This window comes from Chryseobacterium sp. HNCC26DJ238, assembly GCF_057180465.1.
The window spans coordinates 267,748-292,306 of sequence record NZ_JBXUGI010000002.1 but is presented as its reverse complement, the minus strand read 5'-3'; the positions used below and the strand labels follow the sequence as shown (position 1 = coordinate 292,306).

The window sequence follows — 24,559 nt, the reverse complement described above, 5'->3', positions numbered from 1 at the left end:
GTCACCTTAAACACTAAAACTATGCAGCCATGATTTTTGAAGACCAACCGCATGCTGTTCGACAGGAATTGAGCAGCATGCCACATGAAAGTTTAAAACTGATCACCAATATCATCAATTTTACCGGTGATCAGTCTTTTATTCTTACTTCTCTGCAAAAAATCCAGAGCAGTACACTCTGTGACCGTAAACGGAATACCATTGATCAGTTTATCAGGGAATACGCTCTTAATTTCGGAGGATTTGTAGAAAATGACATATCTGCACATCAACAGGACAGTTATCAGGTGTGCCCGGTATATGCCAAAAAATCTTTTGAAAAAGTAGTGATGGAGCAGGAATACCTTACCAGACTGATGAATATATTAAATAATGACTGAATTACAGGATCATTTATCCGTTATAAAGTTTTTCTTAGCCAGTTCTTTCCTCACCCTGCTTAAACTTTCCGGAGTAATGCCGAGATAAGATGCTACCATCCATTGTGGAACCCTTAATAACAGATCAGGATACATTCTGATAAACTTAAGATACCTTTCTTCAGCAGTTTCACCAAGTAAAGAATTGATTCTGTCCTGCAGACTTTTTACATGTTTCTGAAGAACAAGATCACTTTTTTCGATGCTGTTTGGGAATTCTTCAAGAAGTTTATTAAAAAAATCACGAGATAAGACAGAAACTTCCGAATCTTCCACAGCCTCTATATAATAGTTGGATTTTTCACTGAAATAAAGACTGCTTCTGTCTCCAATCAGCCAGTTTTCCGGTGCAAACTGAATGATATGTTCTTTTCCATTTTTGTCAATCGAATACATTCTTAAAAGTCCTTTTTCCACAAAAAATGTATTTCGGCAGATTTCACCATACTGCAGAAGGTATTCTCCTTTGGGTATTTTTTTTATCTCATAATGAATACTGCAGAGATTCAGCCTTTCTGCAGGAACTTCAAATACTTTTGATAAGTATTGCGTCATATTACTCATAAGGTAATCTGGCTTAAAGTGATATCCTGATGAGATGCATTATTGATTTCATTACCGTTTTCGATAACAATCAACTGCGGGCTTTCATGGCGTATGCCAAAATCCTCAGCGATTTTATTGGAAAGATTCCTGTGTGCCAAAAGATCTAAAAAAAATAGAGTGGCACCATGTTCGTCGGCTTCATCTATTTCTTTTTCAAAATTTCTTAAAACAGTTTTGCTGATGAAGCAGCTTGTAGAATGTTTGAAAATAGCAATTTTTCCCGAATGGGATTTTTTAATTGCTTCTTCAAGATCCTGTTCAGATTCTATTACATTCCAGAAAGATTTAGACTGAACTTCCTCCTGTTTTCCTCCGAATATTTTATCAAAAAAACTCATACATAAAATTGTTTCAAGTGATGATTGAGGTGCTTGTATTCTAAAAATCCCCAATCTTTTTCATTCATTTGTCCAAAAAGTGCGTGACTGTCCGGCAGCTGATGATTTTCGAAAGCTTTCACATATTCGTTAAGCGTTTTCAGAAGATTCATTTTTGCTGTTTCAAAATCACAGTCAAAATTAACAATTAGTTTTTGAAAACTCGGCATGTTGGGCGGAATTCCGTTATTAAACATCTGAATTTCTTTTTTTGTTAAAATTCCGATCGCTCTTATAACAAAATTTGTTTTGGGAAGAATGATTTTTTTCAGTGGTACCTGAAGAATCAACTCACAATGGGTAAGCATCTGAGCCACCTTCATCCTGCCCCATTTTCTTTGAGAATGTTCAGAAAGTAACGTTATTCTGGTAACAATTTCGTCAAAATCTTTTCTGTTATGAAGACTTTTTTTTACCAACCTTTCTCGATCTTTAAATTTTCAATATGGGCATAATGATGATTGCAGTGCCACGCATACATTGCTGAAAAATACCTGAGATTGTGATCTTTTTCCTGTTCAGGATGATGAAAAGTTCTTTCAAACTGTCTGTTCGTCATTGTTTTCAGTAATACATACCATCGCTGGTGAATTCCTTTCAGCATTCTCATAGCAGGTTTTACAGGCATGTTTGCACTGTCCTGAAGTTCTGCCCACTGAGCTTCATGATAAGGTTTAATGGTTGGGTTTTCTTCTGTCAAAGCAAGTTTGAAACGGATGAAACTGTTTGCATGGCTGTCTGCCAAATGGTTAACCAGCTGCCTTACAGTCCACCCTCCTTCCCTATAGGGAGTATCCAACTGTTCATCAGAAAAATCTTCGATCAGTTTTTTTAACTTTTCGGGAAAGTTTTTGATGACTTTAATATGCTTATCCAGTTCAATGTCACAATCAGTACCCTTTTCCTGAAATTTTCCGATGGGGAATTTTTTATTCTCTAAATTGTTCATTTTAATAATAATTTGAATACTGCTTCGTGATCTTTTATTTCAAGCAGTTTCTGAGTAAAAGTTTTTTGTAAATGTATTGAAAATTTGAGAATTTAAAAATGAAAAAAAATTAAATATAGATCGGAATGTAGAATTTTTCGGATTAAAAAATTCATTAAAAAGCCTTCAGTCTACTCAATTGAAAGCTTTTCTTTTAATAGCCATGTAAGTCAATGCCTTCTGTTCTCTGTAAGGTTACTTTCCTGCCCATTTTTTTCTGAATAACTCTGAAGTGCTGCAGCTCATCATCTGTCAGGATAGTGATGGCAGTTCCTTTTTCTCCTGCCCTGCCTGTTCTTCCGATTCGGTGAATGTAATCCAGAGGGGAACGCGGCAATTCGTAATTGATCACACACGGCAGAGATTCAATATGGATACCTCTCCCGATCAGATCGGTTGCTACCAAAATCTGAGCACCGTTCACTTTAAATTCCTCTAAATTATTTCTCCGTGCGCCCTGAGATTTCTGACTGTGAATTCCAACTGCTTTGATCTTATTTTTCTTCAGTTTTTCAACCAGGTTATCTGCTGCTTTTGTAGATGAAACAAAGATTAATGCTTTTTCCACTTTTTTCTCCTTAATCAGGTACCGCAGAAACGGACCTTTATTTTCAGGAGAAACATGGTAGGCCAGCTGTTCAATATGCTCTATCTCAACTTCTTCTTTTTTAATTTCAATAAGTACAGGATTGATAGACAGACGCTGTTTCATTTCAGAAACTTTGTCATCTAAAGTCGCAGAAAATAATGTGGTCTGTTTGATGACCGGCATCATTCCGAAAAGCCTGTTCATCTCATCCCCAAAGCCTAACTGAAACATTTTGTCCGCTTCATCAATCACCAGATGTCGGATCCCTGAAATGCTCAGTGCATTATGCTCAATCAAATCCAGTAAACGGCCGGGTGTTGCGATAAGAACTTCAACGCCAAACATTCCTTTCATCTGGGGGTTGATCGAGACGCCGCCATATACTGCCATCGTACGGACTTCCCTCTTTAGGTTTTCTGTAAAAGCCCTGAAGACTTCATCAATCTGAATCGCCAATTCACGGGTGGGAACCAATATTAAAACCTGGATATTCCTGTCTTTCTTAACTTCCGCGTTTTGTAATTTTTCTAAAATAGGCATCACAAAACAGGCTGTCTTACCTGAACCTGTCTGTGCAATTCCCATCAGGTCTTTGCCCTGCAGAATAACAGGTATTGCCTGTTCCTGTATTGGAAACGGCTTCAGGTATCCCAGCTTTTTTACTGAATGAATAATATTGTTTGATAATCCTAACGATTCAAATGACATAAATACTTATTTACGGCAAAGATAAGCTATTGGGAATTGTTATTTCCAAAACTGAAAATATCTTATTGTACAGCATATCTTATCAATTACAAAAGATTTTATCCTGCTTTCTCTAAAAAACTTAAAATACTGGCAGGAAGGATGGATTCTCAAGGAAAATGAAATCAATATTGACAGAGCCGTTGAATGGTTCCCAATAAAATATTTCACTTTTTTTTGAAATAAGAAAATTTGAAAATACAAGACACGTTTAGGAATGATAAAACTTTATTCATCTACATTTTACTTAAAATATAGAAATGCCGTTTTGTCCGATATTTAAAATTTGGATAATTTTTTGAATACTACAATTCATCAATTAGTAAAAAATTCAATCATCATAAATATTTGCAGATGAAAAAGGCATTAATTATAGTAGACGTACAAAATGATTTCTGTGAGGGAGGAGCACTCGCTGTACCGGGAGCCAATGAAATAATTCCGTATATCAATCTTCTGATGGAAGAAAATGAATATGACCAGATCGTTCTGACTCAGGACTGGCATCCGGCCAATCACAGGAGTTTTGCCAGTAATAACGGCAGAAAGGTAGGTGAAAGCATCATCCTGAACGGAGTTCCGCAATTTATGTGGCCTGATCATTGCGTGGAAGACACTTTTGGTGCAGAATTCCATAAAGATTTAAACAGGGAAAAAGTAACGCATATTATACAAAAAGGTAAAAATACTGAAATTGACGCTTACAGCGGGTTTCAGGATAACAATCATTTTATGAAGACCGGACTGGATGATTTTTTAAAGTACCATGACATTAAGTTAGTCGAAATTGTTGGTTTGGCATTGGACTACTGCGTGAAATTTACTGCAACTGATGCTGTATCGAACGGATATATTACCTGCCTTCATTTTAACGGAACCCGTGCCGTAAACGTAAAACCGGACAACGGTAAAGATGCCATTTTCGAAATGATACAGAAAGGGGTGACGGTTTTGGGGTAGCCTATTTGACAGGCTTGTAAGAATTCCAGATAAGGTTGCAGAAACTTTGAAGGGTTAAATTCCTCAAAAAATAACAGGCTGAACGGATAATTAGAATAAACAGAAAAGACGCAGAAAAATTATCTGCGTCTTTTTTGATTTGTAATGTAAGCTTTATTAAAGCATTTTCAAAGTATTCACTTCCAGATCTGTAAGGATTCTCCAGTGTCCTCTTTTGATATTTTTCTTAGTCATTCCGGCGAACATTACTCTGTCTAATGCTTCGACCTCGTACCCTAATCGTTGGAAAATTCTTCTGATCACACGATTCCAACCGATATGAATCTCCATTCCAATCTCGTTTTTAGGTTTTCCTTCAATAAATGAAATCTGGTCTACGACAGCAATCCCTTCTTCAAGGCGAATCCCTTCTACAATCAGTTTCATGTCTTCATTGGTCAGCTTTTTATCCAAAGTTACGTGATAGATTTTTTTCGCGTCAAAAGATGGATGCGTCAGTTTCTTGGTCATGTGTCCGTCATTCGTAAGAAGAATCACTCCTGTTGTAGAACGGTCCAGTCTTCCCACCGGGAATACGCGGTACGGTGATGCATTGGCTACAAGATCCATTACGGTTTTTCTTGCCTTGTCATCTTTTGTTGTCGAAATATACCCTTTAGGTTTGTTCAAAAGGATGTAAACCGGTTTTTCCGGGGTAATGCCCTGTCCGTCGAAAACCACTTTGTCGGTTTGTTCAACCTGGTATCCCATTTCAGTAACTACCTGTCCATTTACTTCTACCAATCCCTGAATAATCAGGTCATCAGCTTCTCTCCTGCTGCAAATTCCTGAGTTAGCGATATATTTGTTTAGACGGATCGTATCTTTGTGAACGTCTTTTTCAACCTTTTTGAATCTTCTTTTCTGTACAAAAGATCTTGCTCTGTCGTCATCTCTGTCAGTTGTGCTGCCAGGTCTTCTCCCATATTTTAAGCTGCCTCTTTCGTATTTTCCTCTTGCATCTGAGCTGCTTCTTCCTTCACCACCTCTTTTGAAATTAGTTTTGCCAAAAGACTTTTTCTCTTCACCTTGGTTGGATACAAATGGTTCTTTTTCAATTTTTGAGTACTTTTTTTCCATTCGACTCTCATAACTTGTATCAGATCTCCTAGAATTAGGCTTTTTGAAAGTTTTAGAGCTGTCTGTATCTCTGTCACTTCTGCTGAAGGGCTTTTTATCAAATTTTGATGAGCCGTTTTCATCTCTGTCTTTTGGTTCAAAACTTCTTCCACCCGTTTTAGAGAATGGCTTTTTAAAAGATTTTGAATCTGAAGAATTTCCAGATTTAGGAGAGCGAGGACTATCCGAATTTCTTGTTGAAGATCTCGGTTTTTTTGGTCTTCCTGAATTATTATTGTCTCTGCTCATTCTAAATATTTTTGCAAAGATAGTGATTTAGTTACGAGTTAGAAATTAAGAATCATAACTTTGTACAATTGTTTGCTTATTAATTTGTTTAAAAATCAAAAAATGATCACGTTATTAGACCGTAACTTTTCTCAGTTAAACGATTTTCTTACTGAAAAGACTTTCAGCAAAATATTTATTCTTGTAGATGAAAATACGCATGAGTATTGTCTTCCTTTGCTTTTGGGCCACCTTGAAACAGAAATCAGTTTCGAAATTTTAGAAGTTGAGCCGGGTGAAGAAATGAAAAACATCCAGACCGTTACCCAGCTGTGGGAAATTTTAACAGAAATGAAGGCCGATCGTAAGGCGCTGATTATCAATTTAGGTGGCGGAGTTATAACAGATATGGGTGGATTTATTGCCTCTACCTATAAAAGAGGAATTCAGTTTATCAATATTCCAACTACTCTACTATCTATGTGTGACGCCTCTATTGGAGGAAAAACAGGAATTGATCTGATGCATTATAAAAACATGGTAGGTACTTTCAGTTTTCCTGAAAAGATCTTTGTATATCCTCAGTTTTTGGAAACTCTTCCCTTTAAGGAACTGAGAAGTGGTTTTGCTGAAATGCTCAAGCATGGACTGATTGCAGATCCTGTACATTGGGAAAATCTTATTCAGCTTCAGAAATTGGATGTTGATGGGATTCTTCCTCATATTCAAACTTCAATGGATGTAAAACGGGAGGTTGTGGAAAAGGATTTTCATGAAAAGAATGTAAGAAAGACTTTAAACTTCGGTCATACCATAGGTCATGCCGTAGAAAGTTTATGCTTAGAAAAAGAAAATCCGGTTCTACATGGTGAAGCTGTGGCACTTGGAATGATCTGTGAAACCCATTTATCATTTCTGGAAGGATTATTATCTCAGGAAAACTGTGATATTATTATTACAAACATTCAAAAATATTATTCATTTATAGATCTGAGTGATTTTAAAGATGAAGATATTTTCAGCCTATTACTTAATGACAAAAAGAATGTTGAAAGCAAAATCAATTTTTCATTATTATCGGGTATTGGCAGTTGTGTTTTTGATCATGAATGCAGTACTGAAAACATTCAAAAATCTTTAGATTTTTACAGAAAACTCAGCACATTTTAAATTTTAAAGCATCTTAAAATATTAAATATTGATAAATGTTATTTTTAGCATAATAATTATAACGCTCATCTAATTAACTGATATTTAATACAATATATAGAATCCATCTGATTATTCAGATGGATTTTTTTATTTGAAAACACTGTTTTTCAACTTTGGCAGACAATTTGAAAGATACCACTCGTCAAAGTTGAAAATTGACAGTAAAAATTAAAATTGAAAAATAGTAAATATTAAAAATTTAAAGTTATGAAAAAGTTAATTTTAGGACTGGCGGTTACAGCAGGTTCATTAGCATTTGCTCAAACGACTACCACTACAACAACAAGATCAATGTCTTCATCAGATGTTAGATTTGGTATCAAAGGGGGAATGAACGTTTCTTCTTTATCAGATGATGGCTCACTGGAAGACCAGGGATCTAAAATCGGTTTCAATGCAGGGGTATTTGCTAATATTCCAATAGCAGAGTCTTTTAGCATTCAACCGGAGGTTTTATATACGCAATATGGAGATAAGTATGATTACAGAGCTCCAATTTCAAATGATAGAATCTCTTATGCAAGACATCTGGATTATATAGCTGTACCTGTGATGTTCCAGTATAATTTTATCCCTAATTTATATGTTGAAGCTGGTCCGGACTTCGGATTTTTAGTGAGCGCTAAAAACAAATTGAAAAACGAAAGTAATAATGACCCTTTAAATACGACCGGAGATTATAAAGATCAGTTAAATACATTTAATGTAGGTATCGGTTTAGGTGCTGGTTATTATTTTACAGACAATCTTGGTTTAACGGCAAGATATGTTGCAGGTGTTACGGATATTGCTAAAGACAGACCTTCTAACAGTGATGCTATCAGAAACAATGTATTTCAGGTAGGTTTAGCTTATAAATTCTAAGCTTTATATATTCATTAAACAAATTCTAATTCAATAAAAAGGGGGTCAGGTTTTATAATGAGACCTAACCTCTTTTTTATTTAACTTTTATAGCACTTGTACAGGATGAGATTTGTCACTTCGACTGGGTGCTATAGATATTCAATTATTCAATCAGACAAAAAAAGATTGTCAGTCATCCATTAATGAATGATTAGATAATTAAAAACAATAAAATTTAAAAAGAAGATTATGAAGAAGTTATTTCTAGGAATGGCAGTTGCTGCCGGATCATTGATGTTTGCACAGGAAGTAGAAACAGTATCCGTTCAGCCAATGAAAACTAAGGAACCTGTAAGATTCGGTATTAAAGGTGCTGCCACAGCAACTCAATTCAGCGAACAGCAACTTAATGCCAAAAATCAGAAATTAGGATTCAATGCCGGAGTTTTTGTAAATGTTCCTTTATCTCAGAAATTTGCTTTACAGCCTGAGGTATTGTATAACCAGATGGGAGCAAAAAGTGTGATCTCTGATACAGAAGTTACAACAGGTACGACAACGGTAAGAACGAAAAACGATTTTTCAACGACACTGAATTATATTTCAGTACCTGTGATGCTGCAAATGAAGCCGGCTGATAATTTTTACATTGAGGCAGGTCCGGAAGTTAGCTATTTCGTTGACGGTAAAAACAAAGGTGAGCAGACTGTTACAACTACTTTGGCAGGCAACACGACCACTCAGTCGCAATCATCATCTGAGTCGATCAACAAAGATGATATTAAGAAGTTTAATCTCGGATTTGGTCTTGGTTTAGGATACTATTTCACGCCTAACCTTGGTATCAATGCAAGATATGTAAACAGCCTTACTCATATTGCCAATAATTCTGATGCTGCAACTGATGCACAGAAAAATGTTAATACCAACAGAGGATTTCAGTTAGGTTTAAATTATAAATTTTAAATAATAACTCTATTAATAAAAATGTCAGACTTAAAATTTAAGTCTGACATTTTATTTTTATTGAAAGAATTTTAGCTGAATAATTCTATTTCTTCTCCTTTTCCCACAGGATATTCTTCTGTAAAACATCCAAAACAGTGGTTTGACGATCCTAAGATTTCCTTTAAATTATCTGTACTTAAAAATTCTAAAGAATCTACTCCCAAATAATCTCTCAGCTGTTCTGTAGACATATTTGCAGAGATTAAATCATCTTTGGAAGGAGTATCTATTCCTAAGTAACACGGTGCAATAATGGGCGGAGATACACTTCTGAAATGAATCTCTTTTACGCCTGCCTCTTTCAGAATTTTGACCAATCTTTTGGAAGTAGTCCCCCGAACGATTGAGTCGTCAATAATGACTACTCTTTTTCCTTTAATCTCAGAAATGATAGGATTCAGTTTCAGATTGACTACCCTCTCTCTCATCTCCTGAGTCGGAACGATAAAACTTCTTCCGATATATCTGTTTTTGATCAGAACCGGGCGGAAAGGGATGCCTGAAGCCTTTGAAAAGCCAATTGCTGCGGGAACCCCTGAATCAGGCACTCCGATCACGATATCTGCTTCCACAGGAGCTTGCTCCCATATTTTTTCGCCGGATTTTTCTCTTATTTCGTAAACATTTATATTTTCGAGCGTTGAGTCAGGCCTTGCAAAGTAAATATATTCAAAAGAGCAGATTCTCTGTTTTCCCCTTTCTTCATTAACCATATAAGAATTCAGCTTTCCAGGTTCATTTTCATTGGTATAAATGATCTCACCGGGTAAGATATCCCTCACATATTGAGCTCCAACAGCGTCTAAAGCAACAGATTCTGAAGCAACAACGTATGTTTTCTCATCTACTGCACCCAAAACCAGGGGTCTGATTCCGTTGAAATCCCTGAACGCAAAAAATTTATTTCTTGTCATTCCTACAACAGAGTAAGCGCCTTCAATTTTTTCCATGGTTGCCTTTATGGCTCCGCGTAGTCCTAAGTCAAGATTTTTCTGGATCAGTCTCAGGATTACTTCAGAGTCTGAAGTGGCTCTGAAAACAACACCTTCTGCCTCCAGTTCTGTTTTTAATTCCCTCGCATTGGTTAAGTTACCGTTGTGAGCGATAGAAAGTATAATCTGGTCATATTCGTTTTTGGCGAAAAACGGCTGGAAATTATATTTCTTTTTGTCTCCTGCAGTGGTATAACGGGTGTGACCGATTGCAGAATTTCCCATAAAAGTTTCAGGATTCTGTATCTCTTTATAAACGTCCAGAACCAAACCTTCATCTTTCATGTTGGTAATTTTCCCGTCTTTGAGAACAGAAATACCACAAGCCTCCTGACCTCTGTGCTGCAAAGCAAAAAGCCCAAACTGCGAAAGAGAAAACGTGTCGAGATCATTATCTGAATACATTCCGAAGATACCGCACTCCTCATTGGGAGCATCAAGCCTTTCTTCTTCCTGTGTTCTGAAAAGATTCCTTCCGTAAGTTTGAGTTTCAAACTGTTTTAAATATTCACTTTTATGAATGTCTAAACTTTTCATTTCTATTTTTTCTATTATAGCTAGCAGAAGTCAGATATTGGATTTCAGACTAAAATCTAACTTCAAATTTATTTTTTGTTGAATAACAAATCATTTGTTCAGCGCTAAAGGTTAGCTCTGATATCGTACATCTGAAAGTTTACTTACCAAGCAGAGTTTTCAGTCTGTTGTAGATCTCAACGTAAGCTTCAGTAACCTCGCCAAGATCTCTTCTGAATCTGTCTTTATCCAGTTTTTTCATGGTATCTTTATCCCAAAGTCTGCATGTATCCGGAGAAATCTCATCGGCAAGAATGATCTCACCTGAAGAAGTTTTACCTAATTCTATTTTGAAATCAACTAAAATGATATTCATTTTATCAAAAAGGTCGATCAGGATTTCATTAATGTCTGCAGTCAATGCATACATTTCTTTCAATTCTTCATAGGTAGCAGCACCTAAAAAAACTGCATGGTGATCATTAATCAGCGGATCTCCCAAATCGTCTTTCTTGTAGCAGATATCAAAAATGGTAACCGGAGATTTTATACCTTCCTCAACACCTAATCTCTGTGCCATGCTTCCTGCAGAATAGTTTCTTACCACCATCTCCAAAGGAATAATTGACACTTTTTTCACCAACTGTTCTCTTTCGTCCAATTTCTTAATGAAATGAGTTTTAATCCCTTTTTCATTTAAATATTCAAAAATAAGAGTGGTAATGGCATTGTTCATTTCACCTTTCAAATCAACAGACCCTCTTTTTTGAGCGTTAAATGCTGTAGCATCGTCCTTAAAACGAACAACTACTTCATCAGGATTGTCAGTAGCAAATACCTGTTTTGCCTTACCTTCATACAACATTTCTTTCTTTTGACTCATAATTTTTACTTTTTTTTAAAGGAATCCGCGAATCTACGACTTCCGTTTCTGCATTAGATTTATATTATTTTACTTAATTAAAATTCCTGTTAATACCGCCATCCCAAAACTCAGTAAGGTGCCGATGAGTACATATTCTGTGAGTTTTCTCTGTTTTGCCTGGGCAAGATCACTGAACCTGAACACAGATTTTGCAGCAACCATAAAACCTACTCCTTCCCAATGATTGACCACAATAAATGTGAATACCAAAAGACGTTCTAATATTCCGATATATTTTCCGGCACTTGATAAAGATTCGGTTTGTACACTGCTCTGTTCTTCTGCGACAGGTGTCCAGGAAGACAGCAGCATTTTGATCATAATGGAGGCAGGACTTGTAAGAAACAATGCGGCTATAATTATTTTTATTGTATTCTGATCTTTTAAAATTCCGAAATCAAATTCATTATAATAAAAAGCCACTCCCAATATCACGGCAATGTGCAAAAGCTGATCGATGAAAAACCACCTTTTTTTTGTGCTGCGTTTTTGAAAATAAAGTTTTGCTGCATCAATGATCAAATGTGAAATCCCGACAACTGCTGCTATTGGCCACAATTTGAGATCCCACAGAAAAACAAGGCTTAAAACCGTATGAATGAGAACATGAAGGTATAAATATTTACTTCTTAATTTCCTGTTTTCTTTATCTGAAACCCATGAATTTGGCTGAAGAATAAAATCTCCGAGTAAATGTGCCAATATGAGTTGAGTAAATATCATGTTATAGTTCTGAAATTTTCTTTCTGAAATATTGATTGGTTTCTACGATAAGATCATAGTTGGCGCGTTTCAGCCTCTGACTGATGGACGATTGTGATATCGTGAATTTCTTTGCAAGATCTTCCTGCGTTATATCATTATTCATAATCATTTCATGAATAATTTCAGCAGTTGCCATAGTCCAGGTGTCAAAATCTTTTGATGCCCATTTGAGAAGAATATTAAGATCCCTGTTTAGGGCATCATTGGAGGTTTTGATTGAAACCGTATGTCCGTCATTTTTAAGGTCGTCCAATAATCTTCCTGAATTCACATAGGCTGTTCCATTGGATTCGGTGATTTTTTCTGATGAAAAATTTTCTTCACCAATGCCGATAGCAATTCTTACATCTAAATTCTCCTGACTTCTTATAAGGGATTTGATAGCCAGAAAACGCCAGAACACGTCATCTATACCGCATTTGAACTGAAATTCATCTCCTCTGTAAATTTCCCATGCCTGTGGGGCACTTCCCCACTTTCCAAGAAGATTTTTTAGTTTGGTAATCCAAACTTCAGTGTCTGCATGCTGCGAATTAATAATATCACCAGTGATGACCGCTATCATTTTGCAAATATAAGCATAAATACTTATATATAAAAAATATAAGCAGATGCACTTATAGATATTAATTATTAGTGAATCTGCTTATATCAATACTGTTTGATTATTTTACTCAGTATTTTATAAAATGATATGTTTTTCTGTTTATTCTCAAAAGATAATTTCCCTTTTGTAAATGCTGTACAGAAATCTTGTTATGATTATCAGACATTTTATTCTCTGTGCTGATCAGTTTTCCTGAAAAATCCAGAATCTGTATGTTATCATCATTTTGCAGATCTCCTTTTATGTAGATAAAATCATGGGCAGGGTTTGGATAGATTTCAAAATTTTCCCTTTCTTCATGTAAATTTTCTGATGTAGAAAGGATTCCTAAATTTTGGCAGTAGTTTGCTGCGTAAGAATCCCACTCACTGATACTGAATACCGGATTTGGCTGATTAACTGTGGATTTTCTGTATAATGAAACATTTGAATTGGTATTACTCATAAATTTGCTTCCGATGGCATCTACCGTTGTTGAGCTGTATAATAATTCTACATACTGAGTACCTGAGAAAGCCAATGCTTCTGCAGCTGTGAGAAACTGTGCATCAGTATTCGTATAACAGGACAGCAAAGACTTAGGATTAAGAATCACAAAACTTTGGTTATTGCCGATCTTACCTTCAAGTTCGAAACTGTTTGCGTAATAATAGGTGCCTGAAATACTGTTATAATACTGAGCTCTGATGCTGTATCTGTTCAGGTTTACTTCATGTCCGGTTTTATTGACGATTTCAAGAGCTTTGTTGTTGCCGGTTCCTTCAATATACTTCATGATAAAGAGATCCTTCACACTGTTATCTGCAGCAGGAGTGATCACTGTAATGCTGTTACTGTCTGCAGATTGCAGGTATCCTTCATCGTATGCTTTTACCGTATAGGAATAAGACGTGGAAGGATTCAGGTGATCTATGGTTATGGATGTAGATTTTATCGAAGTCAGAAAAACACCGTTCTGATAAATATGATACCCTAAAACATCAGAGCTGGTACTGGGAGACCAGGAAATAGTGGCATAGTAGGGACCGGACTGTGCAGAATTTAAATTCAGAGGTGGCTGCGGAACTGTTGTATCCGGGCTCTGTACCCATATTAAGCTGACCCATTGCGGATTGTCAACAAAAGGATTTCTGTTCTTCTGAATTGTATAGACAGCATTGTTCCTGTCAATTTCCCTTTGAGAAACCGGATCCTGCTGATTCCATTGGAGAAGCATGGCAATATATGCGGGATCAAATGCCCGCTCTGCTGTTCCGTCAAAGGCAGATCGGTCAAGGGCAGGATTTATTTGGGTAACATGATTAAAAGAAGGTAATTTATTTTCATACCGCACTGCAAAATAAAGCAGCATTCTGGCAACATCTCCTTTAAATTCATCAATCGGTTCATACACCCTGCTGTTGTAAACATAATTCGGGATTGCACTGTTTGCAATTTTTGAATTATTGGTAAAAGTGTAGTGGACAGTAGAATTACCAATACCGTAAGGATAATTGCTGCGTAACTGATTAATTCTTGCATCCGTAGGAATAACAAAATGCAGATCAGAATACATCGGATAATTACTGTTAAATGTACTTTGAGGAATTACATGTTCTCTGTTGTAGCCCAGACCTTCTGCTCCGGAAGTGCTGATTAAGTTGGCAGATGTATATTCGTAAGCATCAGGACCTGATGGAATTTCAGAATAGATATCTAATAAAATGGTCGTATTGGCGGCACCATGATCATAATATTTATCAAGATCCGTCTGATTGTAGTAAGCGGGAAGATCTCCGTAACTCCAACTGACGTTTTTTGTCGAGATGATCTCCTGTATTTTAGATTTCAGGGCGTATCCTGATAATCCTGCAGTACCGTCATAGTATCCTGCCGGAATTTGTGCAAATGTATACGATGAAATTAAAAAAGCAGAAAGTAGAAATTTTTTCATTCTTTAAAAATTGTCCGACTAAAGTAATAAATTATAATAATCTAATCGGTCATACTCTATTAATGTTATATTAATTTTTATGGTAAAAAACTGATTATTAAAAGACTGAGAAAAGATTTTCCCGGCTATAATTATTTTTTTTTGTATTTCCGCAATTTAAGTATCTTTGAGCACTAACTATTATCTAATATGAATACAGAAACTATCAACAACATTAAAATGATAGCTGAAACAGCAAAAGAATTTGCTGAGAAAAATATCAGACCGAATATTATGGAGTGGGACGAAAGTCAGACTTTCCCAAAAGAATTATTTCATCAACTGGGTGACATGGGGTTTATGGGGATCGTGATTCCTGAGCAGTATGGCGGTTCCGGTCTGGGTTATCATGAATATGTGACCATCCTTGATGAGATTTCTCAGGTAGATCCTTCAATCGGACTTTCTGTAGCGGCTCACAACTCATTATGTACCAACCATATTTATGAGTTTGGAAATGAAGAACAAAGAAATAAGTGGCTCCCGCAGCTGGCAACCGGAAAAGTAATCGGAGCCTGGGGACTGACAGAACATAATACAGGATCTGATTCCGGGGGTATGTCTACGACTGCTGTAAAAGATGGTGATGAATGGGTCATCAATGGTGCTAAAAACTTTATTACCCATGCAATTTCAGGAGATATTGCTGTAGTAATGACCAGAACCGGTGAAATCGGTGCTAAAAATAACTCAACCGCTTTTGTTCTTGAAAAAGGAATGACAGGATTTACTTCAGGTAAAAAAGAAAATAAATTGGGAATGCGTGCGTCAGAAACTGCTGAGCTTATTTTTGACAATGTACGGGTACCTGATTCTCACCGTTTAGGAGAAGTGGGAGAAGGTTTCAAACAGGCCATGAAGATTTTAGATGGTGGCAGAATTTCTATCGCTGCATTAAGTTTAGGAACAGCAAGAGGAGCTTACAAAGCTGCTTTAAAATATGCTAAAGAAAGACATCAGTTCGGAAAATCAATTGCTACGTTTCAGGCTATCAATTTTATGCTTGCAGATATGGCAACAGAAATTGATGCAGCAGAACTTTTAATTCAGAGAGCTTCAACTCTGAAGAATGCCAAGCAGAAAATGACTAAAGAAGGAGCTATGGCAAAACTATATGCTTCTGAGGCTTGTGTGAGAATTGCAAACAATGCAGTGCAGATTTTCGGTGGTTATGGATATACAAAAGATTTCCCTGCAGAAAAATATTACAGAGATTCAAAATTGTGCACCATAGGAGAAGGAACTTCAGAGATACAGAGATTGGTGATAGGAAGAGATATTACTCAATAGTTTTCTTTAAAATATATAAAAAACAGCTCATGTCTAATGCATGAGCTGTTTTTTTATATATTGATTGATATTTTTGCCGTATATCTAATGTAATGCATAATTTTTTAAATCAATTATCAAAAATTTTCTTAAAAAAATTTCTTTTTTATAATTAAATTTTTATTAGCTTTGGTATTCCACAATCAAAATGTTATTTATATGAAAAAACAACTATTGGTGATTGGAATGCTTTTCTTATCCGGCATTTCATTCGCTCAGACTGATCGGCTATGGTCTGCAGGTTCTGCAAAAACAAATTCAGAAATTTTAGAAAACAAAACAAACATTCTAAATCCCAAAATTTATCAGCTTGATATCAATGGATTGAAAAATGCCGTCGCAAAAGCTCCCAAGAGATTAGCTGCTGGTGAAAAGTCTGAGATTATTATCTCATTTCCCAATTCTGAAGGAAAACTGGAAAACTTTAAGGTAAGAGAAAATTCGAATTTTGATCCTCAGCTTGCGGCGAAATATCCTGATATCAGGTCTTACGTAGGTGAAGGTCTTGATGATCCCAGTGCTACTGTTTATTTCAGTATTTCACCTTTAGGTCTGTCATCCATGGAAATTTACGGAGATAAATCTGCCGTTTTTATTGAACCTTACACCAAAGATCTTTCCACGTATGTGGTCTATAAAAAGTCTGATAAAAAAGATGATCTGAGCACTTTCGAATGTACAGTTATTGATGTTGCCCAAAAAGGAATAAGTACAAGTACCCTTGCAGCGAGGCCCAATGCTGACGATGCCAGATTAAGAACATTCCGTCTGGCCCTTTCTTCTACCGGGGAGTATACTACCTATTTCGGAGGAACAAAGGCACTGGCTTTAGCGGCAATGAATAATACAATGACCCGTGTCAACGGCGTTTTTGAAAAAGATTTTGCAGCACGAATGGTATTGATCTCCAATAATGATGCAGTCATTTATACCAATGCATCTACAGATCCCTATTCTCCTGCATCACAGCTGAACAATTGGAATTCTCAGCTCCAGTCTACCTTAACTTCTGTCATAGGAGAAGCCAATTATGATGTCGGGCATCTGTTTGGTGCTTCAGGCGGCGGCGGAAATGCAGGATGTATAGGATGCGTCTGCGTCAATGGTTCGAAAGGCAGCGGATATACATCTCCTTCAGACGGAATACCATCAGGTGATAACTTCGATATCGACTATGTTGCTCACGAACTGGGTCACCAATTCGGTGGAAACCACACTTTTTCTCATACAAATGAAGGATCAGGCGTTAATATGGAACCGGGATCAGGGTCAACCATTATGGGATATGCAGGAATTACCGCTCAGGATATTCAGGCTCATTCAGATTCTTTTTTTCATGCGATAAGCATTCAGCAGATTACTAATAATATCAAAGCTAAAACATGTCCTGTAAGTACTTCAACAGGAAATTCTATTCCTACAGCCAATGCGGGATCAGATTTCACCATTCCAAAAAGCACCCCGTTTATGCTGACAGGAACAGGAACTGATGCCAATGGTGATTCTCTGACCTATATCTGGGAACAGGTAGACAATGCTTCATCTTCCCAGACAGGAGCGAGTTCTGCAGCAAGTGCAACAAAAACTTCTGGCCCTACATTCAGATCATGGGTGCCGACTGCTTCACCGGTAAGATATTTCCCGAGAATGGCCTCAGTCCTTGCCGGCGCAACAACAACGGCCGGTGCAGAAATTACGGTTGAAGCTCTGCCTTCTGTTGCCAGAACTTTAAATTTCAGATTTACCGTTCGGGATAACAGAGCAGGTGGTTCAGGAAATAATTCTGATGATGCGGTGATCACCGTAAACGGCACGGCAGGACCTTTTACGGTAAGTTCTCAGAATTCAGCAACAACATATACAGGAGGAAGTTCCCAAACCGTAACCTGGAATGTTGCAGGTACAACGGCCAATGGTGTGAATGCTGCTAATGTAGATATTCTGTGGTCGTCCAATTCCGGAACAACATGGACTACCCTGCTTGCAGGAACTCCAAATGACGGAACCCAGAGCGTAACGATTCCTAACGCTACTACAACGACAGGAAGAATAATGGTGAAAGGATCGAATCATATTTTCTTTGATGTCAACAATGCAAACATCAGTGTGAATGCAGGCTCAGCAGTTTCAGACACTACGGCTCCGACAGCTCCTGCCCTGGCAGCTTCAGGCACGACTTCGACAAGTACCAATCTTTCATGGTCCGGTGCAACAGATGCCGTAGGGGTTACAGGTTATGATGTATATCAGGGTTCTTCATTAATCGGAAATACAGCTTCTGCCACATACACCGTTACAGGTTTAAGCTCAGCAACAAGCTATAGTTTTTCTGTAAAGGCAAAAGATGCAGCAGGAAATGCTTCTGTATCGAGTAATACAGTGAATGTAACCACTCTTTCAGGAGGCGGTACAGTTACTTACTGCTCAGCTGCAGCAACCAATACAGCAGATGAAAGAATCGGAAATGTAACATTCGGCAGTATCAATAATACTTCAACAGGAACATCAGGTTATGAAAACTTCACCTCTGTTTCAACCAATGTTACCAGAGGAACAGCAAATACGATTTCGATCACTCCTGTCTGGACATCGACCAGATATAATGAAGCATATGCAGTTTATATCGATTATAACGGAGATGGAGATTTCACAGACAGCGGAGAACTGGCCTGGAGCAAAACAGCTTCACAAACAACTTCGGCAACCGGTTCGATTACAATTCCTTCATCTGCTACTTTAGGCAGTACAAGAATGAGAGTAATGATGCAGTATAATGCAGTCCCTTCATCATCATGCGGATCATATACTTACGGACAGGTTGAGGATTACACACTCAATATTGTATCGTCCGTAAGAGGAGAAAATTCAGGAATCAAAGATTTATTAACTGATGTTAAATTATATCCGAATCCTGTAAGAGATATTCTGCATATTTCAAATACAACTTCTGAAGAATATAAAATACTGGATATGGGTGGTAAAGTAATCCACTCAGGAAAACTGGATAGAGGAACAGTGAATGTAAGTCATCTTATTACCGGAGCTTACATGATCCAGATCGGAGAAATCTCCAAAAGATTTATCAAAAATTAAACATTAAAAAAGTAAATCAGAGAGACTGCCAGAAATGGTGGTCTTTTTTTATGGGTAATAATCAGGTATGGCTCCTGACTTCCGGCTTTTGGCATTTCTGACATCAAACTTTAACACAGTTTATCAAAATCACTATCTTTGCTTTTAAATTTAAATTTCATGGATAAAATTGACAGTCTGAACCAGGTAGCAGAATTCCACACCACTTTTAAAGCTCCTATTCTGGATGCCCCTCAAATTCCGTCTCAGGAAAGATGCAGCCTGAGAGTTGAGCTTTTACAGGAAGAACTTAATGAACTGAAACAGGCAATTGAAGATAATAATCTTGTCGAAATTGCTGATGCACTCTGCGACTTGCAATATGTTTTGAGTGGGGCAGTTCTTGAATTTGGATTGGGAGATAAATTTGTAGAACTGTTCAATGAAGTTCAGCGTTCGAATATGTCAAAAGCTTGCGAAAATGAAGAACAGGCCAACGAAACCGTACAGTTTTACAGAGAAAAAGACGTTGAATCATTTTACGAAAAATCCGGGGAAAAATTTAACGTATACAGAAAAGCAGATCATAAAGTACTGAAAAATAAGTACTACTCTCCTGCTGACTTAAAAACAATTATTGAAAAAGATGAAAAAAATAATAATTAAAACACTTTGGGTCTCGACATTAGCTTTGTCAGTTCAAAATTTTAATGCTCAGAAGGTTGTGGTTAACCGTGAGGTCGAAACTACTGCTGACGGTAAAATGCTGTTGGGACATCAGCTGAAAGATCAGTTTGTAAAAGAGCCTTATTCAGAATGGTATACCAAAGAATTCAATGAGTATGCTCTTGATCAGAAAGCTGTTGCAGAATTAAAGAAAAATAAAATAAATTCTTACAATCTGATTGTTTTTATGGGAACGTGGTGTGAAGACAGTCACCGTGATTTCCCGAGGTTAATGAAAATTCTTGAAGAGGTAAAATATCCTGACGGAAAACTGACAATCATTGCCGTCAACCGTAAAAAAGAATCTCCTACAGGCGATGAATCTAAATATAATGTTCAGAAAGTTCCCACCATTATCGTTGAAAAATATGGCAAGGAAATTGGAAGAATTATTGAAATGCCGACCACAGGATATATTGAAAGAGATCTTGTTGAAATCTTAAAGAAAGATGATCAGTCGGTCATAAAAGAAATATTTAAAAAATCAAATTGAGAAATTTAAAAATTGTCTTTCCGTTCGTTGCAGGTATTCTGTTGATGCTGATTCTGTTCTTCAGTTTCAGATCATGTCTCAATATAGCTGAGAAAACCGAAAAATCTGATTATTATATTCTAACCAATCAAATTTCAAAAATGAATAAGATGGTTGTTCTTGAACAGGATTTTTCTGCCATGCAGAAAACAAAAATGGGATATGAATTTTTTGGAAAAGAAGTGACAAGTAACAGTATCATTACTTATACAAAAACGAATGCACAGGTTTCTTATGATCTGAATAAAATGAAAATGGAAGTTGATTCTGTGAACAGAAAATTAATCATTACCGATCTTCCCAATGCAGATATCAGAATTACACCAAGTGTTGAAATTCAGTCATTAGATGATTCATTTCTGAACAGGATTTCAGAAAAGGATATTAAAAATGTACAGGCGAAAGCAAAAACTACAGCTGTTAATTCTGTAGATCAGAATAAACTACGAAGTGAAGGACGTCAGCAATTGATGGAAAATCTTAATAATATTTTCGTTTTGGCAAAGGCTTTGAATTATACAATAGAGGATAAAACCGGACAACTCGGTGTTCTCGGACTCTAAATTACAAAGCTATGGATTCAAAAGAAGACGACAAAAAGAAGGGTTCTGCAAATTCCGCAGAAACAAAAAAGCAAAACGAAGATTTTCAGAATATTCCCGAATCATCTAAAAAGGCCAATCCGCCTGAAATTGATAAAGAAGATATTGAAAAAGCTTCTGAAAATAAATCAGGAAAGACGGATAATACTGATGAATAGATCCTAAAAAGTCTGCTTCGAAAGAGGCAGACTTTTTTTGAATGAACCGAAGGCTTTATATGCTTAGACAATCGTAGATTTTCCTATTTTGATATTTTCAAAATTGTAATATGATTTTTCAGAATATTTAATGTAATCTGCAATAAAATCTCCTACCTCACTGGTGGTATAAAATTGTTTTGAGTTCAGATCAGCAGTAACATATTTATTGTCAATGGCATGCTCCACTGATTCTCTCAGCTTACGTGCTGCATTTTCCAATTTTAAATGATCCAGCATCATTGCTGCACTGAGAACAGATGCTACAGGATTTGCAATTCCCTTCCCTTTTGCCTGAGGATAAGAACCGTGAATCGGCTCAAATAAAGCATTGGAATTTCCGATGGAAGCTGATGGTAACATTCCAATTGAGCCACCGATAACGCTGGCTTCATCAGAAATAATATCTCCAAACATATTTTCTGTCAGAATCACATCAAATTGCTTCGGATTAAGGATCAGCTGCATGGCAGCATTGTCTACGAACATAAAATCCAACGTGACATCAGGATACTCTGCCGCAATTTCTTTGCATATCTTTCTCCATAATCTGGAAGTATCCAGTACATTAGCCTTATCAATAAGCGTTACTTTCTTTCGCCGTTTCTGTGCATCCTGAAAAGCGAGGTGAGCAATCTGGGTGATATCTTCCCTGCTGTACCTGCATACATCGTAAGCAAAAGATCCGTCCTCTTCTGTATGTTTTTCTCCAAAATAAATTCCGCTGATCAGTTCCCTATAGATCTGAATGTCTGTCCCCTCGATAATTTCCTTTTTCAACGGGCTTTTTGAGATAAGTGATGAATAGGTCTTCAGAGGTCTGATATTGGCGAAAAGCCCTAACTCTTTACGCAGTTTCAGAAGTCCCTGTTCAGGTCTAACTTTGGCATCGGGATTATGATCGAATGAAGGATCCCCAATAGCTCCAAAGAGTACAGCATCAGAATTTTTGCAGAGCTGCAGGGTGTCTTCCGGTAAAGGATTTCCGGTTTTAAAAATAGCTTCTGCACCAATGAGACCATACCGGAACTCAAAATTGTAATCGAATACCTGCGCAATCGTATTTAAGATTTTCACACTTTCACCGGTTACTTCAGGTCCTATTCCATCCCCAGATAAAACCGCTATTTTAAAATTGCTTTTCATATATTTTATGTTTTTTCTGTTCAAATTTTTCGATGATCTCTTTTTTACTTATTAAGAAATCAATATCATCATAACCGTTAATAAGGCATATCTTTTTGTAAGAATCAAGTTCGAATTTCTCAGTGAGGTCATTGAAATGAATGGTTTGACTCACTATGTCAACCGTAATCTCACTTTCCGGATTTTCAGTGATCCCTGCTAAAAGTTTTTTTAAAAACAGTTCAGAAACCTGTACGGGAAGTAATCCGTTATTCAAAGCATTGCCTTTAAAAATATCGGCAAAATAACTTGACACAATTACTTTAAACCCATAATCTGTCAAGGCCCACGCCGCATGTTCACGACTGCTTCCACATCCGAAGTTATTGCCGGCAACGAGAATTTCACCCTTGTATCCTGAATTGTTTAATACAAATTGGGGATTTGGTTCATCAGTGTGCACATCAAACCGCCAATCTCTGAAAAGATTATTCCCAAACCCTTTTTTGTCTATACTTTTTAAGAATCTGGCAGGAATGATCTGATCCGTATCAATGTTTTCTCCCGGCATAGGTACGGCAGTCGACTGTACTTTAATTAGTTTTTGCATGAATTAATTATTATGAATTAATGAATCCTGATACGTATCTGTCTTCAATATTTTTTTTAATTTAAATTTTGTGATGCTGAAATTCTACCTTCTATGGCAACTTTAGCAGCCGTCAGCGGACTTGCAAGAATCGTTCTGGCTCCCTGTCCCTGTCTTCCTTCAAAATTTCGGTTTGAGGTAGAGACACAGTACTCACCTTCCGGTATTTTATCGTCATTCATCGCTAAACAGGCTGAGCATCCGGGTTGTCTGATCTGAAATCCTGCCTCACTGAAAATCTTATCAAGACCTTCTTCATATATTTGCTTTACCACAAGCTGAGATCCGGGAACAATTAAAGCCCTCACATCATCTGATTTATTTTTCCCGCGTATGTATTGTGCTACCGACCGGAAATCTTCTATTCTGGCATTGGTACAGCTTCCTATGAACACATGATTTACATTAATATCGGAAAGAGACTGCCCTGCTTTTAATCCCATATAATGCAGTGCTTTTTCTTCGGATTCATTTTGTGGTGCAGGGATCTGTTGATGAACTGAAATTCCCATTCCGGGATTGGTTCCGTAAGTGATCATCGGTTCAATCTCGGAAGCTTCGAATGTAAACTCCTTATCAAAAACTGCATCCGGCGCGGTTGTAAGAGTTTTCCAGTAATCCAGTTTTTCGTCCCACTCTTTTCCTTTTGGAGCAAACACCTTTCCTTTGATATAAGAAAAAGTCGTTTCATCCGGAGCAATAATCCCTCCTCTTGCTCCCATTTCGATACTCATATTGCAAACCGTCATCCTTCCTTCCATTGACATTTCTTCAAAAACCTGTCCGGCATATTCACAAAAATATCCTGTCCCTCCATCGGTTCCCACCTTCGAGATAATATAAAGTATGACATCTTTTGGCTGGACATTACTGTTCAGTTTCCCATTGACCGTAATTCTCATGGATTTTGGCTTATTAAGCAAAAGGCATTGGCTCGCAAAGACCTGAGCAACCTGGCTGGTACCGATCCCAAAAGAAATAGTTCCGAAAGCACCGTGAGTTGAAGTATGACTGTCACCGCATACAATACTCATTCCCGGTTGTGTAATTCCCAGTTCCGGGGCAATAATATGTACAATCCCCTGGTAAGGATGTCCTAATCCATAAAGTTCGATATTATTTTTCCTGCAGTTTTCAGTAAGGTGTTCTACCTGGTTTTTTGACAGTTCATCCTGTATCGGGAGCTCCTGATGCTGTGTCGGAACATTATGATCAGCAGTCGCCGTAATCTGTTTAGGTCTGAATACTTCGACATTTCTTGCCTCAAGTTCTGCAAATGCCTGCGGGCTTGTTACTTCATGAATTAAATGCCGGTCAATATAGATGATCTGCGGACCGTCCGGTATTGTTTCCACTACATGGGCATCCCATATTTTATCAAAAAGTGTATTTCTGTAGTTGTTCATTTTTAA

25 protein-coding genes are annotated in these 24,559 nt (G+C 37.1%); 11 read left to right on the top strand and 14 right to left on the bottom strand.

The window, feature by feature from the left end:
* The first annotated feature begins 29 nt into the window (after positions 1–29).
* Positions 30–380: a hypothetical protein gene (locus tag AC2A07_RS02980; protein WP_314490962.1), complete on the top strand. Its 351-nt coding sequence runs from the start codon at positions 30–32 to the stop codon at positions 378–380.
* A gap of 9 nt (positions 381–389) precedes the next feature.
* On the opposite strand, the gene AC2A07_RS02975 is transcribed toward AC2A07_RS02980, so the two are convergent.
* The 5 genes from AC2A07_RS02975 to AC2A07_RS02955 all read right to left on the bottom strand — a co-directional run bounded on the left by AC2A07_RS02975 (position 390) and on the right by AC2A07_RS02955 (position 3,687).
* Positions 390–983, bottom strand: coding sequence for a Crp/Fnr family transcriptional regulator (locus AC2A07_RS02975; protein WP_314490959.1), 594 nt, complete (start codon positions 981–983; stop codon positions 390–392).
* Complete coding sequence (gene ytxJ, locus AC2A07_RS02970) at positions 980–1,363, bottom strand: bacillithiol system redox-active protein YtxJ (protein ID WP_484049136.1); 384 nt, start codon at positions 1,361–1,363, stop codon at positions 980–982. The genes AC2A07_RS02975 and ytxJ overlap by 4 nt, the downstream gene beginning before the upstream one ends.
* A complete protein-coding gene (locus tag AC2A07_RS02965) occupies positions 1,360–1,821 on the bottom strand; it encodes a DUF1569 domain-containing protein (RefSeq protein ID WP_484049135.1) in 462 nt (153 codons plus the stop codon). The genes ytxJ and AC2A07_RS02965 overlap by 4 nt, the downstream gene beginning before the upstream one ends.
* Positions 1,815–2,351, bottom strand: coding sequence for a YfiT family bacillithiol transferase (locus AC2A07_RS02960; RefSeq protein ID WP_484049134.1), 537 nt, complete (start codon positions 2,349–2,351; stop codon positions 1,815–1,817). Before AC2A07_RS02960 ends, AC2A07_RS02965 begins: the two co-directional genes overlap by 7 nt.
* 193 nt (positions 2,352–2,544) lie before the next feature.
* Complete coding sequence (locus tag AC2A07_RS02955) at positions 2,545–3,687, bottom strand: DEAD/DEAH box helicase (protein ID WP_314490948.1); 1,143 nt, start codon at positions 3,685–3,687, stop codon at positions 2,545–2,547.
* Between the two features lie 393 nt (positions 3,688–4,080).
* Here AC2A07_RS02955 and pncA point away from each other — a divergent pair, with 393 nt between their 5' ends.
* A complete protein-coding gene (gene pncA, locus AC2A07_RS02950) occupies positions 4,081–4,686 on the top strand; it encodes a bifunctional nicotinamidase/pyrazinamidase (RefSeq protein WP_484049133.1) in 606 nt (201 codons plus the stop codon).
* Positions 4,687–4,842: 156 nt separating this feature from the next.
* Here the strand turns inward: pncA and AC2A07_RS02945 are convergent, their stop codons facing one another.
* Positions 4,843–5,805, bottom strand: coding sequence for a pseudouridine synthase (locus AC2A07_RS02945; protein ID WP_484049165.1), 963 nt, complete (start codon positions 5,803–5,805; stop codon positions 4,843–4,845).
* Positions 5,806–6,195: 390 nt separating this feature from the next.
* Here AC2A07_RS02945 and aroB point away from each other — a divergent pair, with 390 nt between their 5' ends.
* The 3 genes from aroB (at position 6,196) to AC2A07_RS02930 (ending at position 9,096) form a co-directional block, all read left to right on the top strand.
* Positions 6,196–7,242: a 3-dehydroquinate synthase gene (gene aroB, locus AC2A07_RS02940; RefSeq protein WP_484049132.1), complete on the top strand. Its 1,047-nt coding sequence runs from the start codon at positions 6,196–6,198 to the stop codon at positions 7,240–7,242.
* Positions 7,243–7,491: 249 nt separating this feature from the next.
* Positions 7,492–8,148, top strand: coding sequence for a porin family protein (locus AC2A07_RS02935; protein ID WP_484049131.1), 657 nt, complete (start codon positions 7,492–7,494; stop codon positions 8,146–8,148).
* A 231-nt stretch (positions 8,149–8,379) separates the two neighbouring features.
* Positions 8,380–9,096: a porin family protein gene (locus tag AC2A07_RS02930; protein ID WP_484049130.1), complete on the top strand. Its 717-nt coding sequence runs from the start codon at positions 8,380–8,382 to the stop codon at positions 9,094–9,096.
* Positions 9,097–9,167: 71 nt separating this feature from the next.
* Here AC2A07_RS02930 and purF read toward each other — a convergent pair whose 3' ends face one another.
* From purF to AC2A07_RS02905, 5 genes are all read right to left on the bottom strand, one after another.
* On the bottom strand, positions 9,168–10,667 hold the full coding sequence (gene purF / locus AC2A07_RS02925; protein ID WP_314490934.1) for an amidophosphoribosyltransferase: 1,500 nt from the start codon (positions 10,665–10,667) through the stop codon (positions 9,168–9,170).
* Between the two features lie 139 nt (positions 10,668–10,806).
* Positions 10,807–11,529 (bottom strand): phosphoribosylaminoimidazolesuccinocarboxamide synthase, encoded by a 723-nt coding sequence (gene purC, locus AC2A07_RS02920; RefSeq protein ID WP_484049129.1) that lies wholly within the window; start codon positions 11,527–11,529, stop codon positions 10,807–10,809.
* Between the two features lie 69 nt (positions 11,530–11,598).
* Positions 11,599–12,294: a DUF3307 domain-containing protein gene (locus AC2A07_RS02915; RefSeq protein ID WP_484049128.1), complete on the bottom strand. Its 696-nt coding sequence runs from the start codon at positions 12,292–12,294 to the stop codon at positions 11,599–11,601.
* 1 nt (position 12,295) lies between these two features.
* The gene (locus AC2A07_RS02910; RefSeq protein ID WP_314490924.1) at positions 12,296–12,901 is read right to left on the bottom strand and encodes a SatD family protein; all 606 of its coding nucleotides are present in this window, start codon (positions 12,899–12,901) and stop codon (positions 12,296–12,298) included.
* A gap of 109 nt (positions 12,902–13,010) precedes the next feature.
* Complete coding sequence (locus tag AC2A07_RS02905) at positions 13,011–14,876, bottom strand: endonuclease (protein ID WP_484049127.1); 1,866 nt, start codon at positions 14,874–14,876, stop codon at positions 13,011–13,013.
* Between the two features lie 189 nt (positions 14,877–15,065).
* Here AC2A07_RS02905 and AC2A07_RS02900 point away from each other — a divergent pair, with 189 nt between their 5' ends.
* The 6 genes from AC2A07_RS02900 (at position 15,066) to AC2A07_RS02875 (ending at position 21,334) form a co-directional block, all read left to right on the top strand.
* Positions 15,066–16,205, top strand: a complete 1,140-nt coding sequence (locus tag AC2A07_RS02900; protein WP_314490918.1) for an acyl-CoA dehydrogenase family protein — start codon at positions 15,066–15,068, stop codon at positions 16,203–16,205.
* 198 nt (positions 16,206–16,403) lie between these two features.
* Positions 16,404–19,337: a reprolysin-like metallopeptidase gene (locus AC2A07_RS02895; RefSeq protein WP_484049126.1), complete on the top strand. Its 2,934-nt coding sequence runs from the start codon at positions 16,404–16,406 to the stop codon at positions 19,335–19,337.
* Positions 19,338–19,496: 159 nt separating this feature from the next.
* Positions 19,497–19,982, top strand: coding sequence for a pyrophosphohydrolase domain-containing protein (locus AC2A07_RS02890; RefSeq protein ID WP_484049125.1), 486 nt, complete (start codon positions 19,497–19,499; stop codon positions 19,980–19,982).
* Positions 19,963–20,535: a TlpA family protein disulfide reductase gene (locus tag AC2A07_RS02885; protein WP_484049124.1), complete on the top strand. Its 573-nt coding sequence runs from the start codon at positions 19,963–19,965 to the stop codon at positions 20,533–20,535. The genes AC2A07_RS02890 and AC2A07_RS02885 overlap by 20 nt, the downstream gene beginning before the upstream one ends.
* Positions 20,532–21,137 (top strand): DUF4230 domain-containing protein, encoded by a 606-nt coding sequence (locus tag AC2A07_RS02880; RefSeq protein ID WP_484049123.1) that lies wholly within the window; start codon positions 20,532–20,534, stop codon positions 21,135–21,137. Before AC2A07_RS02885 ends, AC2A07_RS02880 begins: the two co-directional genes overlap by 4 nt.
* Before the next feature lie 11 nt (positions 21,138–21,148).
* A complete protein-coding gene (locus AC2A07_RS02875) occupies positions 21,149–21,334 on the top strand; it encodes a hypothetical protein (RefSeq protein WP_314490904.1) in 186 nt (61 codons plus the stop codon).
* 63 nt (positions 21,335–21,397) lie between these two features.
* Here the strand turns inward: AC2A07_RS02875 and leuB are convergent, their stop codons facing one another.
* From leuB to leuC, 3 genes are read right to left on the bottom strand one after another with little or no spacing between them, the layout of a single operon-like run.
* The gene (leuB, locus tag AC2A07_RS02870) at positions 21,398–22,519 is read right to left on the bottom strand and encodes a 3-isopropylmalate dehydrogenase (RefSeq protein ID WP_484049122.1); all 1,122 of its coding nucleotides are present in this window, start codon (positions 22,517–22,519) and stop codon (positions 21,398–21,400) included.
* Complete coding sequence (leuD, locus tag AC2A07_RS02865) at positions 22,503–23,108, bottom strand: 3-isopropylmalate dehydratase small subunit (protein WP_484049121.1); 606 nt, start codon at positions 23,106–23,108, stop codon at positions 22,503–22,505. The genes leuB and leuD overlap by 17 nt, the downstream gene beginning before the upstream one ends.
* A 56-nt stretch (positions 23,109–23,164) precedes the next feature.
* Complete coding sequence (leuC, locus tag AC2A07_RS02860; RefSeq protein WP_484049120.1) at positions 23,165–24,553, bottom strand: 3-isopropylmalate dehydratase large subunit; 1,389 nt, start codon at positions 24,551–24,553, stop codon at positions 23,165–23,167.
* Between the last annotated feature and the right edge of the window lie 6 nt (positions 24,554–24,559).

Excerpts from the sequence above, each read along its gene's own strand:
- AC2A07_RS02910 (WP_314490924.1), bottom strand. The coding sequence starts at position 12,901 with ATGATAGCGGTCATCACTGGTGATATTATTAATTCGCAGCATGCAGAC.
- AC2A07_RS02885 (WP_484049124.1), top strand. The coding sequence starts at position 19,963 with ATGAAAAAAATAATAATTAAAACACTTTGGGTCTCGACATTAGCTTTG.
- AC2A07_RS02960 (WP_484049134.1), bottom strand. The coding sequence starts at position 2,351 with ATGAACAATTTAGAGAATAAAAAATTCCCCATCGGAAAATTTCAGGAA.
- AC2A07_RS02975 (WP_314490959.1), bottom strand. The coding sequence starts at position 983 with ATGAGTAATATGACGCAATACTTATCAAAAGTATTTGAAGTTCCTGCA.
- AC2A07_RS02900 (WP_314490918.1), top strand. The coding sequence starts at position 15,066 with ATGAATACAGAAACTATCAACAACATTAAAATGATAGCTGAAACAGCA.
- AC2A07_RS02930 (WP_484049130.1), top strand. The coding sequence starts at position 8,380 with ATGAAGAAGTTATTTCTAGGAATGGCAGTTGCTGCCGGATCATTGATG.
- AC2A07_RS02935 (WP_484049131.1), top strand. The coding sequence starts at position 7,492 with ATGAAAAAGTTAATTTTAGGACTGGCGGTTACAGCAGGTTCATTAGCA.
- purF (WP_314490934.1), bottom strand. The coding sequence starts at position 10,667 with ATGAAAAGTTTAGACATTCATAAAAGTGAATATTTAAAACAGTTTGAA.
- AC2A07_RS02915 (WP_484049128.1), bottom strand. The coding sequence starts at position 12,294 with ATGATATTTACTCAACTCATATTGGCACATTTACTCGGAGATTTTATT.
- aroB (WP_484049132.1), top strand. The coding sequence starts at position 6,196 with ATGATCACGTTATTAGACCGTAACTTTTCTCAGTTAAACGATTTTCTT.
- AC2A07_RS02895 (WP_484049126.1), top strand. The coding sequence starts at position 16,404 with ATGAAAAAACAACTATTGGTGATTGGAATGCTTTTCTTATCCGGCATT.
- AC2A07_RS02955 (WP_314490948.1), bottom strand. The coding sequence starts at position 3,687 with ATGTCATTTGAATCGTTAGGATTATCAAACAATATTATTCATTCAGTA.
- AC2A07_RS02945 (WP_484049165.1), bottom strand. The coding sequence starts at position 5,805 with ATGGAAAAAAAGTACTCAAAAATTGAAAAAGAACCATTTGTATCCAAC.
- AC2A07_RS02905 (WP_484049127.1), bottom strand. The coding sequence starts at position 14,876 with ATGAAAAAATTTCTACTTTCTGCTTTTTTAATTTCATCGTATACATTT.
- AC2A07_RS02875 (WP_314490904.1), top strand. The coding sequence starts at position 21,149 with ATGGATTCAAAAGAAGACGACAAAAAGAAGGGTTCTGCAAATTCCGCA.
- pncA (WP_484049133.1), top strand. The coding sequence starts at position 4,081 with ATGAAAAAGGCATTAATTATAGTAGACGTACAAAATGATTTCTGTGAG.
- AC2A07_RS02890 (WP_484049125.1), top strand. The coding sequence starts at position 19,497 with ATGGATAAAATTGACAGTCTGAACCAGGTAGCAGAATTCCACACCACT.
- ytxJ (WP_484049136.1), bottom strand. The coding sequence starts at position 1,363 with ATGAGTTTTTTTGATAAAATATTCGGAGGAAAACAGGAGGAAGTTCAG.
- AC2A07_RS02980 (WP_314490962.1), top strand. The coding sequence starts at position 30 with ATGATTTTTGAAGACCAACCGCATGCTGTTCGACAGGAATTGAGCAGC.
- leuB (WP_484049122.1), bottom strand. The coding sequence starts at position 22,519 with ATGAAAAGCAATTTTAAAATAGCGGTTTTATCTGGGGATGGAATAGGA.
- leuC (WP_484049120.1), bottom strand. The coding sequence starts at position 24,553 with ATGAACAACTACAGAAATACACTTTTTGATAAAATATGGGATGCCCAT.
- leuD (WP_484049121.1), bottom strand. The coding sequence starts at position 23,108 with ATGCAAAAACTAATTAAAGTACAGTCGACTGCCGTACCTATGCCGGGA.
- purC (WP_484049129.1), bottom strand. The coding sequence starts at position 11,529 with ATGAGTCAAAAGAAAGAAATGTTGTATGAAGGTAAGGCAAAACAGGTA.